Source organism: Pseudohongiella sp. SYSU M77423 (genome assembly GCF_029911965.1).
Classification (GTDB): domain Bacteria; phylum Pseudomonadota; class Gammaproteobacteria; order Pseudomonadales; family Pseudohongiellaceae; genus Pseudohongiella.
Window position 1 is genome coordinate 17,195 of the sequence record NZ_JARYTH010000002.1, and the last position, 14,357, is coordinate 31,551.

Annotated in this window: 14 protein-coding genes; 8 read left to right on the forward strand and 6 right to left on the reverse strand. The window is 56.7% G+C overall.

All coding sequences use genetic code 11. From position 1 onward, the window contains the following. The first annotated feature begins 156 nt into the window (after positions 1-156). The gene (locus QGM61_RS03880; RefSeq protein WP_281132087.1) at positions 157-1,470 is read left to right on the forward strand and encodes a PQQ-dependent sugar dehydrogenase; all 1,314 of its coding nucleotides are present in this window, start codon (positions 157-159) and stop codon (positions 1,468-1,470) included. Here the strand turns inward: QGM61_RS03880 and QGM61_RS03885 are convergent. After that, entirely contained in the window at positions 1,467-2,633 is a 1,167-nt protein-coding gene (locus tag QGM61_RS03885; RefSeq protein ID WP_281132088.1) for a nucleotide sugar dehydrogenase, read from the reverse strand. The genes QGM61_RS03880 and QGM61_RS03885 overlap by 4 nt on opposite strands. A gap of 117 nt (positions 2,634-2,750) precedes the next feature. Between QGM61_RS03885 and QGM61_RS03890 the strand changes: the two genes are divergently transcribed. Together QGM61_RS03890 and QGM61_RS03895 are read left to right on the forward strand one after the other, a co-directional pair. Continuing rightward, a complete protein-coding gene (locus tag QGM61_RS03890; protein ID WP_281132089.1) occupies positions 2,751-3,149 on the forward strand; it encodes a hypothetical protein in 399 nt (132 codons plus the stop codon). A 35-nt stretch (positions 3,150-3,184) separates the two neighbouring features. Next, positions 3,185-4,255 carry a DUF2235 domain-containing protein gene (locus QGM61_RS03895; RefSeq protein WP_281132090.1) on the forward strand — a complete coding sequence of 357 codons (1,071 nt, stop codon included), beginning with the start codon at positions 3,185-3,187 and terminating at the stop codon, positions 4,253-4,255. Positions 4,256-4,438: 183 nt separating this feature from the next. Here QGM61_RS03895 and rnt read toward each other — a convergent pair whose 3' ends face one another. Both rnt and pyrC read right to left on the reverse strand, forming a co-directional pair. Beyond that, entirely contained in the window at positions 4,439-5,083 is a 645-nt protein-coding gene (rnt, locus tag QGM61_RS03900; protein WP_281132091.1) for a ribonuclease T, read from the reverse strand. Then, positions 5,076-6,137 (reverse strand): dihydroorotase, encoded by a 1,062-nt coding sequence (pyrC, locus tag QGM61_RS03905; RefSeq protein WP_281132092.1) that lies wholly within the window; start codon positions 6,135-6,137, stop codon positions 5,076-5,078. Before pyrC ends, rnt begins: the two co-directional genes overlap by 8 nt. A 127-nt stretch (positions 6,138-6,264) precedes the next feature. Here pyrC and QGM61_RS03910 point away from each other — a divergent pair, with 127 nt between their 5' ends. The 4 genes from QGM61_RS03910 (at position 6,265) to QGM61_RS03925 (ending at position 11,838) form a co-directional block, all read left to right on the forward strand. Further along, a complete protein-coding gene (locus QGM61_RS03910) occupies positions 6,265-7,128 on the forward strand; it encodes a flagellar protein MotY (protein ID WP_281132093.1) in 864 nt (287 codons plus the stop codon). A gap of 290 nt (positions 7,129-7,418) precedes the next feature. Further along, complete coding sequence (locus tag QGM61_RS03915; protein ID WP_281132094.1) at positions 7,419-9,566, forward strand: TonB-dependent receptor domain-containing protein; 2,148 nt, start codon at positions 7,419-7,421, stop codon at positions 9,564-9,566. Between the two features lie 221 nt (positions 9,567-9,787). Further along, a complete protein-coding gene (locus tag QGM61_RS03920; protein ID WP_281132095.1) occupies positions 9,788-11,002 on the forward strand; it encodes an argininosuccinate synthase in 1,215 nt (404 codons plus the stop codon). A 17-nt stretch (positions 11,003-11,019) separates the two neighbouring features. Then, positions 11,020-11,838: a phytanoyl-CoA dioxygenase family protein gene (locus QGM61_RS03925; RefSeq protein WP_281132096.1), complete on the forward strand. Its 819-nt coding sequence runs from the start codon at positions 11,020-11,022 to the stop codon at positions 11,836-11,838. On the opposite strand, the gene QGM61_RS03930 is transcribed toward QGM61_RS03925, so the two are convergent. From QGM61_RS03930 to rsxB, 3 genes are read right to left on the reverse strand one after another with little or no spacing between them, the layout of a single operon-like run. After that, positions 11,828-12,697, reverse strand: a complete 870-nt coding sequence (locus QGM61_RS03930; RefSeq protein WP_281132097.1) for a glycosyltransferase family 2 protein — start codon at positions 12,695-12,697, stop codon at positions 11,828-11,830. The genes QGM61_RS03925 and QGM61_RS03930 overlap by 11 nt on opposite strands. 56 nt (positions 12,698-12,753) lie before the next feature. Further along, positions 12,754-13,389 carry an endonuclease III gene (gene nth / locus QGM61_RS03935; protein ID WP_237134285.1) on the reverse strand — a complete coding sequence of 212 codons (636 nt, stop codon included), beginning with the start codon at positions 13,387-13,389 and terminating at the stop codon, positions 12,754-12,756. 30 nt (positions 13,390-13,419) lie between these two features. Further along, the gene (gene rsxB, locus QGM61_RS03940; protein ID WP_281132098.1) at positions 13,420-14,100 is read right to left on the reverse strand and encodes an electron transport complex subunit RsxB; all 681 of its coding nucleotides are present in this window, start codon (positions 14,098-14,100) and stop codon (positions 13,420-13,422) included. 84 nt (positions 14,101-14,184) lie between these two features. Here rsxB and rd point away from each other — a divergent pair, with 84 nt between their 5' ends. Next, on the forward strand, positions 14,185-14,349 hold the full coding sequence (gene rd / locus QGM61_RS03945) for a rubredoxin (protein ID WP_237134283.1): 165 nt from the start codon (positions 14,185-14,187) through the stop codon (positions 14,347-14,349). Positions 14,350-14,357 lie beyond the last annotated feature (8 nt).

Genomic DNA, 14,357 nt, shown 5'->3' on the forward strand with positions numbered 1-14,357 from the left:
CGCTGGCAGCGGGCATTTTCTCAGGAACACCAGCGCCAGATTGCTGACTAAATAATTACAGCCTTATTTATAGGACAACTTATCGGAGGGCATGTTCACAATAAATTTCCGGTCGGGATGACTGGCGATGTGATGCAAAGCATAGGAGGATCGCGAATGAAGATGCGTTCAAGTCTGATCGCAATGACCGGGGCGGCGCTGCTCGGTGCCTGTGGTCATGAAGCAGAATTGCCCCTGGAAGCAACCGTGGGCCAAGAACCCCAGTTGACCACGCCTGCTGACAATGTAGTACCTACCTTGAATATCGCCGAAGCAGAGGGCTGGCCTGATGGCCGAATGCCAGAGCCGGCGGTCGGGACAGAGGTATCCGTTTTCGCTGATGATCTGCTGAATCCACGCTGGCTCTATGAGTTGCCGAACGGCGATATCCTGGTAGCGGAGAGCAAAGCGCCTGCAGGGTCCAGTCCGGATGGCTTGAAAAGCTGGGTGGCCGGCATGGTGCAGAGTGATGCCACGTCTGATGTGCGAAATGCCAATCGCATCACCTTGCTGCGCGACAGTAACAATGACGGTGAGGTAGATGAACGGCATATCTTTCTACATGACCTGTACTCACCGTATGGTATGGCGCTGGTCGGTGATTATTTATACGTTGCCAATGCCAATTCCCTGGTGCGTTTTCCCTACCAGTCCGGCCAGAACATGATTAGCGAGCCGCCGGAACTTGTTCAGGATCTGACCCTGGGCAGCATCAACCACCACTGGACCAAGAGTCTGTTGGCAAGCCCCGACGGAGAGCACCTGTATATTGGTATCGGGTCGAACAGTAATGTGGCAGAGAATGGCATGGATGAGGAGAATGGCCGCGCCGCAATCTGGGAGATCGAAGTGGCGACCGGAGAACCGCGCATTTATGCAGAGGGTCTGCGTAATCCTGTAGGGATGACCTGGCACCCGCAGACGGGTGAATTGTGGGTATCTGTCAATGAGCGTGACGAGCTGGGCAGTGACCTGGTGCCGGATTATCTGACCAGCGTGGAAGAGGGCGGTTTTTATGGCTGGCCCTGGCGCTATTGGGGTAACAACGTTGACCCTCGAGTCGAGGAGCCCATGCCGTATACCGAGGACGAAGTGCTTGAACCGGACTACGCGCTGGGTGCGCACACCGCATCGCTGGGTCTCGACTGGATAGGTAACGAGGCTGGTCTGCCGGCGCCGTTCGCAAATGGCATGCTGGTTGGTCAGCATGGTTCCTGGAATCGTGACCCGCTCAGTGGCTACAAAGTGATATTTGTCCCCTTTGAGAATGGCGAACCTGCCGGCGATCCTGTGGACCTGCTCACTGGGTTCTTGAGCGATGACGAGACGCTGGCCTATGGCCGTCCCGTCGGTGTGCTGGTCGAAGACAGTGGCGCCGTGCTGGTGGCCGATGATGTTGGTGGTCGCGTCTGGCGGGTGGAGGGCAGCTAGTCGCTGCCAAACAGGTCCCGCGTATAGACCTTGTCCGCAACATCGGCGAGCAGCTCGGTCATGCGGTTGGCGATGATGATGTCGCATTCGCCTTTGAAGGATTCCAGGTCGTGGGTGACCCGAGACTTAAAGAACTCGGGCTGGTCCAGCTCGGGTTCATAAACCACGACCGGGATGCCCTTGGCCTTGATGCGTTTCATGATGCCCTGAATGCTGGAGGCGCGGAAGTTGTCGGAGCCGGCCTTCATGATCAGTCGGTAGATACCCACGCATTTTGGCTGCCGGGCAATGATGGCGTTGGCAATGTAGTCCTTGCGTGAGGTATTGGAGTCAACGATGGCGCGTATCAGGTTTTGCGGCACATCTTCATAATTGGCCAGCAGTTGTTTGGTGTCCTTGGGCAGGCAGTAGCCGCCGTAGCCGAAGGAGGGGTTGTTATAGTGATTGCCGATACGTGGGTCCAGGCAAACGCCATCGATAATATGACGCGTGTTAAGCCCGTGCGTGGCCGCGTAGCTGTCCAGTTCATTGAAGTAAGCAACGCGCATGGCCAGGTAAGTGTTGCTGAACAGTTTGACCGCTTCCGCTTCGGTGGAGTCAATCAGCAACACGGCAGCATCGGGTTTTAATGAGCTGCTTCTGAGCAGATCCGCAAACTGTTGCGCACGTTCTGAGCGTTCACCAACGATGATGCGGCTGGGGTGCAGGTTGTCATACAGGGCACGGCCCTCACGCAGAAACTCTGGCGAGAAAATCAGATTGTCCGTACCAAAACGCTTGCGTGCATCCGCGGTAAATCCGACAGGTACGGTCGATTTGATGACCATCACGGCCCTGGGGTTGATGCGCATGACATCCTGAATGACCGACTCGACTGAGGTGGTATTGAAGTAGTTGGTTACCGGGTCGTAGTCGGTGGGGGTCGCGATGATGACATAATTGGCATCTTCGTAGGCCAACCGGTTATCCAGCGTGGCCGTCAGGTGCAGGGGTTTATTGCTAAGGAAGTCTTGAATCTCGCTGTCCACGATCGGGCTTTGGCCGGCATTAATCATAGCGACCCGTTCAGGTAGGATATCCAGAGCAACCACGTGATGATGCTGAGCCAGCAGTACAGCATTGGATAGACCCACGTAACCTGTACCGACTATCGCTAGTTTCATCCTGAATAAATCTCCTGCGAGACGTTTCTTTAACAATCAAGTTGACGATGGAGTTTATCACGGCATTGTGTCATTTGTGCTACGCTCAGGACAGGACGGAAGCAAGGGGATACGAGCATGGCTGAGCCAGGCAATTTCTATCGCGCACCGGTGTTGGCCGGCGAGCTGGTCGACAGGATCAGTATATTGCGCATCAAGCAGCAACGCATGGACGACACGGACAATTTGCTCAATGTGGAGCAGGAACTGGCGGCGCTGGAGCTGACAGGCTCTGCCTTGCTGACCAATCCGGCGCTGCAGCCGCTGCTTGAGGAACTGCAGGGCATGAATGAAGCCTTGTGGGAGATTGAGGACGCCCTGCGTGAGTGTGAGCAGGTTCATGACTTCTCGGAATACTTTATTCGCCTGGCCCGCAGTGCCTATATCACCCGAGACGAAAGGGCCTCGGTGAAACGGCAAATCAACTTCCTGGCCGGTCCGGCAGACATCGACGAAAAAAATTACGCAGCACATTGATTGATGGTCTATAACCTCCAATAGGAGGCGAGACCATGCGAAATATACTGATAGCCCTGGATGGCACCTGGAATCAGCCTGGCCAACGCGACCACGAGCGGGTGGTGCCCAGCAATGTAGTGAAAATGGTGCGCGCGGCCGCGATTGATGAATCGGCCGGCGGCGACGAGAGACAGCTGCGTTATTACGATGCTGGCGTCGGCACGGCAGGGCGCATCGACAAGATCTGGGGCGGGGTGGCCGGACGTGGCCTGTTCGGCAATATGCGTCAGGCCTACGCCTGGTTGATGCAGCACTATCGGGACGGCGATCGCCTGTTTCTGATTGGTTTCAGCCGGGGTGCATTTGCCGCACGCAGCCTGGCTGGTCTGCTGGATGTGTGCGGCATACCCAGACAGGTATCACCGCAAGCGCCTCGATTTTCGCCTCCCAACGCTCAACAGGCTGCCCAGATAAGCCGGCAGGCGACGCGCATCTATAGGATGTCAGCCGGACCTGCGCGGAACATCGCCACACGGAACTTTCGTGCCCGCCATTACAGCAATGACGGCACAGTAAACTTTATCGGTGTCTGGGACACGGTAGGTGCACTGGGTCTGCCCACACGCGGGCCTGTAGGCTGGCTCACCCGGCGTCGGCATGGCTTTCACAACGCACGGCTGGGCACCAATATCCTGAATGCCTATCACGCGCTGGCCATCAACGAAAAACGCGCGCCATTTCAGCCGACGCTGTGGCAATGGCCACTGCCGCAGCAGATTCAGAACATTGAGCAGGTCTGGTTTGCCGGCGTGCACTCCAATGTCGGTGGTGGCTATGTGGATGCCGGCCTGTCAGATATCGCCCTGAAGTGGATGCTGGAAAAAGCCGAGCAGCACGGCCTGCTGATCAATCACGACTACGTGCAGCAGCGCATAGACCCCAATGTGTTTGGCGAGCTGCGCTGCTCCTTGTCTCCGATGTACCGGGCACCACTGCTGGGCCGCGCCGGCCCGCGTGAGATTCTCACCGGCGCGCCGGGCGAATCGATCCACCCCAGCGTTTCCCAGAGATGGGCGGCGCCCAGCCGGCCGGAAGAGCCTCCTAAAAATCTAATCTTGAATTGATCACTCATGCATGACGGATTACAGCAGGGGTCGGGATTTGGAAGTTCAGTTTTAACTTAAGAGCGTTTCAGGGCGCGGTCAGGCAAGGCAAAATTGCGGCGCGAAAGCGGAGTTTACAAACCCGTAAATGAGCATTTCGCGCCGCGATTTTAACGCCGCATGTCAGCGTCCTGGGGCGTTCTGTTACTTCAAAGGCCAACCACCTAAAGCCTGGTAACGATTAACGATTCCGCAGAATAACTCCGCAGTCCGTTCCGCATCATACTTCGCCGAATGTGCCGACTTGGTATCAAACTCAATGCCAGCCGCTTCGCAGGCGCGGGCCAGCACGGTCTGTCCGTAGGCCAGGCCGCTGAGGGTGGCGGTATCAAAGCTTGAGAAGGGGTGGAAAGGGTTGCGCTTGAGGTCATGACGCGCAGTGGCGGCATTGATAAAACCGTGATCGAAGTGGGCGTTGTGCGCCACCAGAATCGCGCGTTTGCAGCCATGTGTTTTCATGGCCGTGCGGATGACTTTGAACAGGTCACCAAACACATCTTTTTCGTTACGGGCTATGCGCAAGGGGTGGTAGGGATTGATACCCGTAAACTTGAGCGCGGCCTCTTCGATATTGGCGCCCGGGAAGGGGATGACACGATGAAAGTGCGTCTGCTCTGGCAGCAGCCGGCCTTTTTCGTCCATGCCCAGAATGACGGCAGCAATTTCCAGAATGGCATCGGTTTTGGCATTGAAGCCGCCACATTCGATATCCACGACTACTGGCAGGTAGCCACGAAAGCGATTACCCAGTGGGCTTTCTGTTGAGTCGTTATCGTCGTGATCATGCATTGGCACTGCTCCCTGTGACGGAACCGACAAGACGCCAGCGCATGGTTTCACCAGCACGCAGCGGTACCAGCGTGCCATCGCCGAAGGGGTAAGTGGCTGGCACCTGCCACTCCTTGCGTTCGAGGGTAATGGTGTCGCTGTTACGTGGCAGTTTGTAGAAGTCCGGCCCGTGGAAAGATGCAAAGGCCTCGAGCTTGTCCAGCGCGCCGGCGTCCTCAAAGATCTCGGCATAAAGCTCAATGGCAGCGTGGGCACTGTAGCAGCCGGCACAGCCGCAGGCGGTCTCCTTGGTGGGCCGAGCGTGCGGCGCGGAATCGGTACCCAGGAAGAAACGTGAGTCGCCACTGATGGCTACTTCCAGCAGGGCGCGCTGGTGCACATTGCGCTTCAGGATTGGCAGGCAGTACAGATGTGGGCGCACACCCCCGACCAGCAGGTGGTTGCGGTTGTACATAAGGTGTTGCGGTGTGATGGTGGCCGCCAGCTCACCTTCGCTGCCGCGGACAAACTGCGCCGCATCGGCGGTGGTAATATGTTCGAGCACCACGCGCAGCTCGGGGAAGCGCTGGCGCAGCGGCGCCAGTATGTTATCGATGAACATTTTCTCACGGTCGAAGATATCGACTTCATTGTCGGTAACTTCGCCATGCACCAGCAGCGGCATGCCAATCTCGGCCATGGTTTCCAGCACCGGGTAGACTTTTTCTATCGCAGTGACGCCGCTTTCAGAGTTGGTGGTGGCGCCGGCCGGGTAGTATTTGACGGCGCGCACGTAGCCGCTCTCGTGCGCCTTGCGAACTTCCTCAGGGCTGAGCTGATCGGTGAGGTAAAGTGTCATCTGCGGTTCAAAGCTGTTGCCTGCCGGCCGCGCCGCGAGAATGCGCTGGCGATAGGCCAGGGCCGCTTCGGTGGTGGTGACAGGTGGTTTCAGATTGGGCATGACGATGGCCCGGGCGAACTGGCTGGCAGTGTGGCCGACCAGGTCTTGTAACACGTCGCCGTCGCGCAGGTGCAGGTGCCAGTCGTCGGGGCGGGTGATTGTCAGTGTCTGCATAGTAAAGTTTCTGTGACTGTGGCCGATGTCAGGGGATGTAGAAAGACATTGACTCGGCGGGCGAATGACTCGAATGCGCAAGTTTATCCTATCTTGGCCTGTAATGCTCACTGCGGCAGCGGTGTCGTTGGCATCACAAGTGCTGTCGACATCGGTGCACGCCGGGTCAGTGTCTTCTTTTTATCCTGATCTGGGCGAAGATGGCTGGAGTGTTGATACCTCTATCTTCGAATGTTCTCTGATTCAGCAGATTCCCAATTTTGGTACCGCCGTGTTCTATCATCAGGCCGGTGAGTCCATGCGTTTTTATCTGCGGTCTCCGAACAGTCCCATGCAGGAAGGCAGGGCGCTGTTGACCTCGCAGCCACCGCGCTGGCGCCAGGATCTGCAAGTGCGTGATCTGGCATACGTGGACGTGCAGCGTTCCAGACAGCCGGTGGTCATGGATGCTGCGCAAAGCCAGCTGCTGATCGCGGAACTGGGTCGCGGCATGGTGCCCACCCTGATGCGCAGAGCGTGGTTCAGTGATACCGAATCAGTGCACGTGGGTATTTCGCCGGTTCGATTCGGTGAGGCCTATGCTGAGTACCATCAGTGTCAGGGCAACCTGCTGCCGGTCAATTTTGGTCAGATTGAGCGATCCACAGTGTTCTGGGCCACTGGTCAGCGCGAGTTGAATGACGAGCAGCGCGCGCAGCTGGATGACATTGTCACCTACATGAAAGCTGATCCCGCTGTTCATGCTGTTGATATCAATGGTTTCACTGACAGCGCCGGAAACGCCCGCGACAACCTTGAGCTGTCACGCATCCGTGCTTTTGCCGTGCAGACCTATCTGATCGAGCAGGGCATTGACGAGAACATGCTCACCACCCGTTATTTTGGTTCCACCCCCCAGTTCCGCATTGTGCGCAATGAGCAGTCAGCCGAAGACCGCGACCGCAACCGGCGTGTCACGCTGCGCCTGCATCGCCATGCCGACGACGACTGACCTGGGACTGACCTGAACAGGCGCGATTGTTCAGCCCTTTCTTCCTACGCCGAACACTGATAATTAGTCCAGAAACCTCGCCAGTACCTGATGCCACATCATCTGGCGATCTTATCTTACCTGTTGCCATTCATTTGTCTTGTGATGATATAACGTCTTGTCACCATCAAATGATATGCTGTATCATCCTGCGTCAGTTGCCTGATTACACCATGTCCAGCCAGGCGATACTCTTACTCGCGCCCCTGGGTGCGCTGATATTGAAACTGAAATGACAGGGATCACTGAGAATGAACAATAAAACACCGCTGAGCGTCGCAATAGCCATGGCCGTTGCCGGAATTACTGCGGCCGCAGGAAGCGCCGCCCAGGCACAAACCGAAGATGTGACCGAGATCCGGGTCACGGCGTTGGGTGTGACCGAGAGCGCCGATCTGATTGTGGCGCCATTCAGTGTGCTGGATTCAGATGAGTTGTTGAGTCGTGGTGGCACCCTGGGAGATCTGCTGAATGGTCTGACCGGTGTGCATGCTGACAGTTTTGGCGGAGGCTCCAGCCGACCGGTCATCCGCGGGCAGACCACGCCGCGCACCAAAGTGCTGTCGGATGGCAGCAATGTGCTCGATGCCTCTGATGTTTCGCCAGACCATGCGGTTGCCGTTGACCCGATTCTTGCGCAGCGTGTTGAGGTTCTACGTGGCCCGGCAACGCTGCTCTACGGCGGCGGCGCGATTGGTGGTGTAGTGAACGTGCTGGATGACAAGATCCCATCCACCATGCCGGGAGCAGACGGTGGCCAGACCTATGATGGTTTTGTGGCCTTGCGTGGCAACACGGTCGCCAATGAACGTGCGGGTGCGATCAGCCTGACCAGTCGTGCGAGTGACAACATTGCTGTGCACTTTGAGACCTCTATGGTCAAAAAAGATGATTACGAGGCGCCCAACTGGGATGAGGCCCGTGTCGAAGGCACCTTTGCCGACAGCAATAATTCCAGTGTGGGCGCATCGTGGATAGGGGAGCGTGGCTTTATTGGCCTTTCCTATTCCTACCGCAAAGATGATTACGGTATTCCCGGGCACAGCGAGGAATTCGGGGACTGTCATCCGCACGGCGACCATCTTCACTGTGAAGGGCACGACGATCATGACGAAGATGTTCACGATGACGATCATGAAGAACACGACGACGATCACGATGATCATGGCGATGAACACGACCACGAGCATGGTGTCCCGTTCATTGATCTGACCAGCAAGCGTGTCGATCTTCGTGGCGAGCTGCTGGCGCCACTGCCGGGCATCAACAAGGTCCGCTTCCGTGCCAGCAACACGGATTACGAGCACTACGAAATTGAAGAAGAGGAAGTAGGTTCGGCCTTTTTCAATAAAGGTTACGAAGCGCGGATCGAGTTTGATCATGCCTCACTGATGGGGTGGCAGGGTCTGTTCGGTGTGCAGGTTTCTGATACCGAGTTCAGCTCGCAGGGCGAGTCGCCATTCCTGCCGACCATCGAATCTGAAGCAACGGGTGTCTTTGTTGTTGAGCACTTCCAGCTGAGCGATGCCTGGCATCTGGAAGCTGGCGCGCGTTATGACCGTCAGAAACACCGTCCGGTCAATGACCCTCGTGGTCGCCCGGCATTCAGTGACTCTGCCAGTTCATGGTCGGGTTCGGCGATCTGGGAAGCGGGCGACGGCATCATTCTGTCTGCTACCTACGCCAGTGCCCAGCGCCTGCCGCACGCACAGGAGCTGTACTCACGTGGAATTCACGTGGCGACCAATACCTTCGAGTGTGGTCTGATTCCCGATCCGCTGACCTGTGGTGGTCTCGAGAATAATCAGCCGCTGCGCAAGGAGTCGGCCGACAACATCGAACTGGGTCTGCGCAAGGTGACCGGTCCGGTGACTTACAGTTTTAACCTGTTCCGCAACAATGTAGACAACTATATCTATGCGCGGACGCTGGATCAGTACGAAGATTTTCGTCTGGTGAAGTACACCCAGCGTGATGCGAAGTTCACCGGCTACGAGGCAGAGCTTGCCTACCGCTTCAATGACAATTTTGCAGCTGAGGTGTTCAGTGACTACGTACGCGTCGGGCTGGAAGACACTGCAGATCGTCTGCCACGAATCCCGCCGCGTCGCGTTGGTGTGCGTCTGGACGCCCAGGTGGCTTCGCGGACCAGCGCAGAGCTGGAGTTCTACCGCAGCGGCAAACAGCAGCGCACGGCCGCGTTTGAAGCCGGTGTTGATGACTACAAGATGGTTAATCTGAGCGTCAGCCATAGCTTTGACGAGAATGGCCGCTACAACCTGTTCCTGCGTGCCAGCAACCTGCTGGACGAGGAAGTACGCAATGCGTCTTCCTTCCTGGCAGATGTGATCCCGATGCCGGGCCGCAACGTCAGCGCCGGCTTCAAGATGGACTTCTGACGACCGCTGTCGAAAAGGACCCGCAGGCCCTGTGGGTCCTTCAAACGCTTTGTGCCATCCTTCCGTGAGCGGAGTGTTCCCTCGGGAATTTCAGGCCAGCCGTCAGGCTGGCCTTTTTTTTGCCTGATCAGGCCCGGACCAGCCCTGACTTAAGCGCCGCCTTTTTATCTGCTACAATTGCCGCCCTGTTTTTTCATCCCTTTCAATTGGAGCAGCACAGCATGTCTGGCATCAAAAAAGTGGTATTGGCCTATTCCGGCGGCCTGGATACCTCGGTCATCGCCAAGTGGTTGATGGAAACCTACCAGTGTGAGGTTGTCACCTTTACCGCTGACCTGGGTCAGGGTGAAGAGCTGGAGCCGGCGCGCGCTAAAGCCAAGGCCATGGGCATCAAGGAAATCTATATCGAAGATCTGCGCGAAGAGTTTGTGCGCGATTTCGTGAACCCGATGTTCCGTGCCAACGCCCTGTATGAAGGCGAATACCTGCTGGGTACCTCAATCGCCCGTCCTTTGATTGCCAAACGTCTGGTTGAAATCGCCAACGAAACCGGCGCCGATGCGATCGCCCACGGTGCCACCGGCAAGGGTAACGATCAGGTGCGCTTCGAGCTGGGTGCCTACGCGCTGAAACCCGGCATTCAGGTGATTGCCCCCTGGCGTGAATGGGATCTGACTTCTCGTGACAAGCTGCTGGCCTATTGTGAAGAGCACAACATCCCGGTTGAGAAAAAGCGCGGCACGAAGTCTCCATACTCCATGGATGCCAACCTGCTGCACATCTCCTACGAAGGTGACATCCTGGAGAATCCGGGTGCCGAGCCGGAAGAAGATATGTGGCTGTGGTCGGTATCTCCCGAAAACGCTCCGGATACACCAACCTATATCGAACTGACCTACGAGAAGGGCGACATTGTAGCTATCGACGGCGAAAAAATGTCACCTGCTACCGTACTGGCGCACCTGAACAAGGTTGCTGGCGCCAATGGCATCGGTCGTGCCGACCTGGTCGAGAACCGCTACGTTGGCATGAAGTCACGCGGCTGCTACGAAACACCCGGTGGCACCGTGATGCTGAAAGCTCACCGCGCCATTGAATCAGTGACACTGGACCGCGAACTGGCCCACCTGAAAGACGAGCTGATGCCAAAATACGCATCACTGGTCTACAACGGCTACTGGTTTGCCCCCGAGCGTAAAGCACTGCAGCAGCTGATCGACTACTCTCAGCAGTACGTCAACGGCACCGTGCGTCTGAAGCTCTACAAAGGTAACGTCATCGTGGTAGGTCGTGAGTCGGCAGATTCGCTGTTCGATGTGAATATCGCGACCTTTGAGGATGATGCTGGCGCTTATAACCAGGCAGATGCTGGTGGATTCATCAAGCTCAATGCGCTGAGATTAAGAATCGCGGCGAATAAAGGCAGAAAAGTATAAGTGTACGGAGGCCCAGGATGGTTTTGGCACAGGAACAGATTGCGCAGTTTCATGAGCAAGGGTTTCTGGTGTTTGACCCGGGGCTGGATGAAGCGTTTGTTGACGATCTGAAGGAGAAGGTGTTTGTGCACTATGATCCTGCGTTTCAGGCCAATCCTACTTTTCCCACGCGCTTGCAGGATCTCTGGAAGCGCGTGGATGAGGTCCGGCAGCTGGCAGTGCATGACAATGTGCTGCAGGCGCTGGAGCAACTGCTGGGCCGCCGCGCCCGGCCATTTCAGACCCTGAACTTTCCCACTGGCACGCGCCAGGCCGCACACTCTGACACCATCCACTTTAACAGTCTGCCGCATGGTTACATGGCGGGAGTGTGGGTGGCGCTGGAAGATATTACGCCGGACAACGGACCACTGATTTATTATCCTGGCAGTCACAAGCTGCCAGAAATGTCGATGCAGGACTTTGGTCTTGAGCCGGGTTACGAGCATTACCGAGAATACGAAGAGATGATGCGCGAGCACATTGAGCTGAATGGTCTGAAGCCGCAACTTGGCACTATCCGCAAGGGTGAGGCGCTGATCTGGCATGCCAATCTGATTCATGGCGGTGCGCCTCAGACGGATCCGACATTGAGCCGCCATTCGCAGGTGACGCACTATTATTTTGCGGATTGTCAGTACTATATACCGATGCGCAGTACGGCGGACAAACCGCATATTCGCGAACCGGAGTGGGTGACATTTGAACCTTATGCCGAGCCTGTAGAGTCAGGATTGCCGCCGACTCCGAGCCTGCTACGCCGCGTTGTAAACAAACTGCGTCGATCTATTGGGTAGAGCCGGCGTCTGCCGTATAACCCGTGTTGACCAGTTGCTGGATACCAAACTCCGTGCGGGTAATCCGCTCGCGCTCCACCTGCTTCCTCAGGTTTTTGTTCTGCGCCATCAGGGCAGGGTCCCGATAACCTTTGGCGTGATCCAGGTGAACCAGCACCGCACTGTACTTGACGTCGCGTGCTCTGATTCCACGGTTGCGCAGTCGCACACCAAACTCCCGATCTTCGCCTCCATAGGCCATGCGCTCGTCAAAGCCGTTGACCGCCAGTACGTCGGTTTTCCAGGCGGCTGCGTTGGAGCCTTTGAAGTTGCACGCAGCGGGCGAGCAGCGATTCAGTATCGCGGCAAGGGTAGGGCCGGCGCTGATACGCAGAATTTTGCGGGTGGGTTTTAGGCCATGTTGATACAGCCAGCGTTTGTCGAAGCAGCGCTGCTGTTCGATATCGTCGCGGTCGATCAGTTTGCTGGTTGGCATTGGCAATAACAGGCTGCCGCCAGAAACAAACAGGCCAGGTTCGGCAGAACCAAGGTGTGTGCTGACAAAGTCGCGGCGTGGAATACAGTCACCGTCAGTGAAGATCAGATATTCGGCGTTGGCGTGCAACACACACTTGTTGAGAATGCGACACTTGCGAAAGCCATCATCGCGCTGCCAGACATGGATGATGGGGACAGGTGACTTTGTTCGCATGGCATCAATGAGTGTGCGGGTCTCTTCAGTTGAACCGTCATCAGCGATGACGATCTCGAAGTCATGACGATCCTGATAAAAATAGCCGTAAAGCACTTTCTCCAGCCAGGCAGGAGAGTTGTAGGTGGAGATGATGACGCTGGCGACAGGTTTTGCAGAAGTTGTCATGGTGGTCATACTGGCGGGCAGTCCCTGGGTGAATTTGGCCGATCAGTTGCAGAATATCAGACTTCGGTTTTCTTTTTGTACTCACAAAGATCATAAATGACACAGGCACCGCAACGGGGTTTGCGTGCCACGCACACATAGCGACCATGCAGGATAAGCCAGTGATGGGCATCCAGCAGAAATTCGGCTGGCACCAGACGAATCAGGCGCTTTTCCACCTCCAGGACATTTTTGCCGGGCGCGATGCCAGTCCGGTTGGAGACGCGGAAAATGTGTGTGTCGACCGCCATGGCCGGCTGTTTAAAAGCAGTATTGAGAACCACATTGGCAGTCTTGCGGCCCACGCCGGGCAGTGCCTCCAGTTCCTCTCGGGTGGATGGCACAATGCCCTGATGCTTTTCAACCAGCGCGCGGCAGGTCTTGATGACATTCTCGGCTTTGGTGTTAAACAGGCCGATTGTCTTGATGTAGGACTTCAGGCCGTCAACGCCCAGCGCCAGAATCGCCTCGGGTGTATTGGCTACCGGATAGAGCTTGCGGGTGGCCTTGTTGACGCCGACGTCTGTGGCCTGTGCGGAAAGGATTACCGCAATCAGCAGTTCAAAGGTGCTGCTGTATTCCAGCTCTGTCGTCGGATTGGGGTTTTCGGCACGCAGTCGCTGGAATATTTCTGTGCGTTTCTGTTTGTTCATCGATAAAAGGGGACGGAGGGATTTAGCTTACTAAATCCCACCGTCCCCTTTACCTCCTTTTTTGCGCGCCACGGCCGCCATGATCTCGGCGCGCAGCTGTTCGGGAGACTTGGCCCAGGGCGAATTGACGATGCTGTCTTTCTGCAGCTGTTCACCGCGGTCCAGCGTCGCCAGTTTTTCCTGCAGACGCAGTTGACGACGTGCCTCGTGTGCATCGGCTTCGCGTGTCAGTCGGGCCTTGCGCTGCTCGTAGCGTAGTTGCCATTCCTGCGCCTGCGCACGACTCGGTGGTTCGATTTCGGTGCCGACGGTAATCATGTCGATACAGTCGACCGGACAGGGCTCGACACACAGATCGCAGCCGGTGCAATCGCTGGCGATCACGGTGTGCATCAGTTTGGCCGCGCCGACTATGGCGTCCACCGGGCAGGCCGTAATGCATTTGGTACAGCCGATACATTCGTCTTCGCGGATCACAGCGCGCTGCAGCGGCACGTGCTGGCCGACTTCCGGATTCAGGGGCTGAGCGGGCTGTCCGGTTAATTCAGCCAGGACGGTGATGGTCTGTGGGCCACCCGGCGGGCATCGATTGATCGCCTCGCCAGCCGCGATGGCTTCGGCGTAAGGACGACAGCCCTGGTACCCGCATTTTGTGCACTGGGTCTGGGGGAGGGCGGCGTTGATCCGGTCTGTGAGTGAAGTCTGTTCCATGGGCGCGAAGTTTACCACACCCTTTTGCCGCCAGCGCTGCGATCCAGTATCATCTGCACCCCGGAATGACACTGAGGAAACGCTGTGAAGAAGTGGCAATGTATTGTTTGTGGCCTTATCTATGACGAAGCCGAAGGCTGGCCGGATGACGGCATTGAGCCGGGCACTGCCTGGGAGGACGTCCCGGATGACTGGATGTGCCCTGAGTGCGGCGTCGGCAAAGAAGACTTTGAGATGATCGAGATTTAAATTTACCC

Coding starts and splice junctions, on each gene's coding strand:
- QGM61_RS03915 (WP_281132094.1), top strand. CDS start 7,419: ATGAACAATAAAACACCGCTGAGCGTCGCAATAGCCATGGCCGTTGCC.
- pyrC (WP_281132092.1), bottom strand. CDS start 6,137: ATGCAGACACTGACAATCACCCGCCCCGACGACTGGCACCTGCACCTG.
- QGM61_RS03930 (WP_281132097.1), bottom strand. CDS start 12,697: ATGACAACTTCTGCAAAACCTGTCGCCAGCGTCATCATCTCCACCTAC.
- rnt (WP_281132091.1), bottom strand. CDS start 5,083: ATGCATGATCACGACGATAACGACTCAACAGAAAGCCCACTGGGTAAT.
- QGM61_RS03880 (WP_281132087.1), top strand. CDS start 157: ATGAAGATGCGTTCAAGTCTGATCGCAATGACCGGGGCGGCGCTGCTC.
- QGM61_RS03895 (WP_281132090.1), top strand. CDS start 3,185: ATGCGAAATATACTGATAGCCCTGGATGGCACCTGGAATCAGCCTGGC.
- nth (WP_237134285.1), bottom strand. CDS start 13,389: ATGAACAAACAGAAACGCACAGAAATATTCCAGCGACTGCGTGCCGAA.
- QGM61_RS03920 (WP_281132095.1), top strand. CDS start 9,788: ATGTCTGGCATCAAAAAAGTGGTATTGGCCTATTCCGGCGGCCTGGAT.
- QGM61_RS03885 (WP_281132088.1), bottom strand. CDS start 2,633: ATGAAACTAGCGATAGTCGGTACAGGTTACGTGGGTCTATCCAATGCT.
- QGM61_RS03890 (WP_281132089.1), top strand. CDS start 2,751: ATGGCTGAGCCAGGCAATTTCTATCGCGCACCGGTGTTGGCCGGCGAG.
- QGM61_RS03925 (WP_281132096.1), top strand. CDS start 11,020: ATGGTTTTGGCACAGGAACAGATTGCGCAGTTTCATGAGCAAGGGTTT.
- rsxB (WP_281132098.1), bottom strand. CDS start 14,100: ATGGAACAGACTTCACTCACAGACCGGATCAACGCCGCCCTCCCCCAG.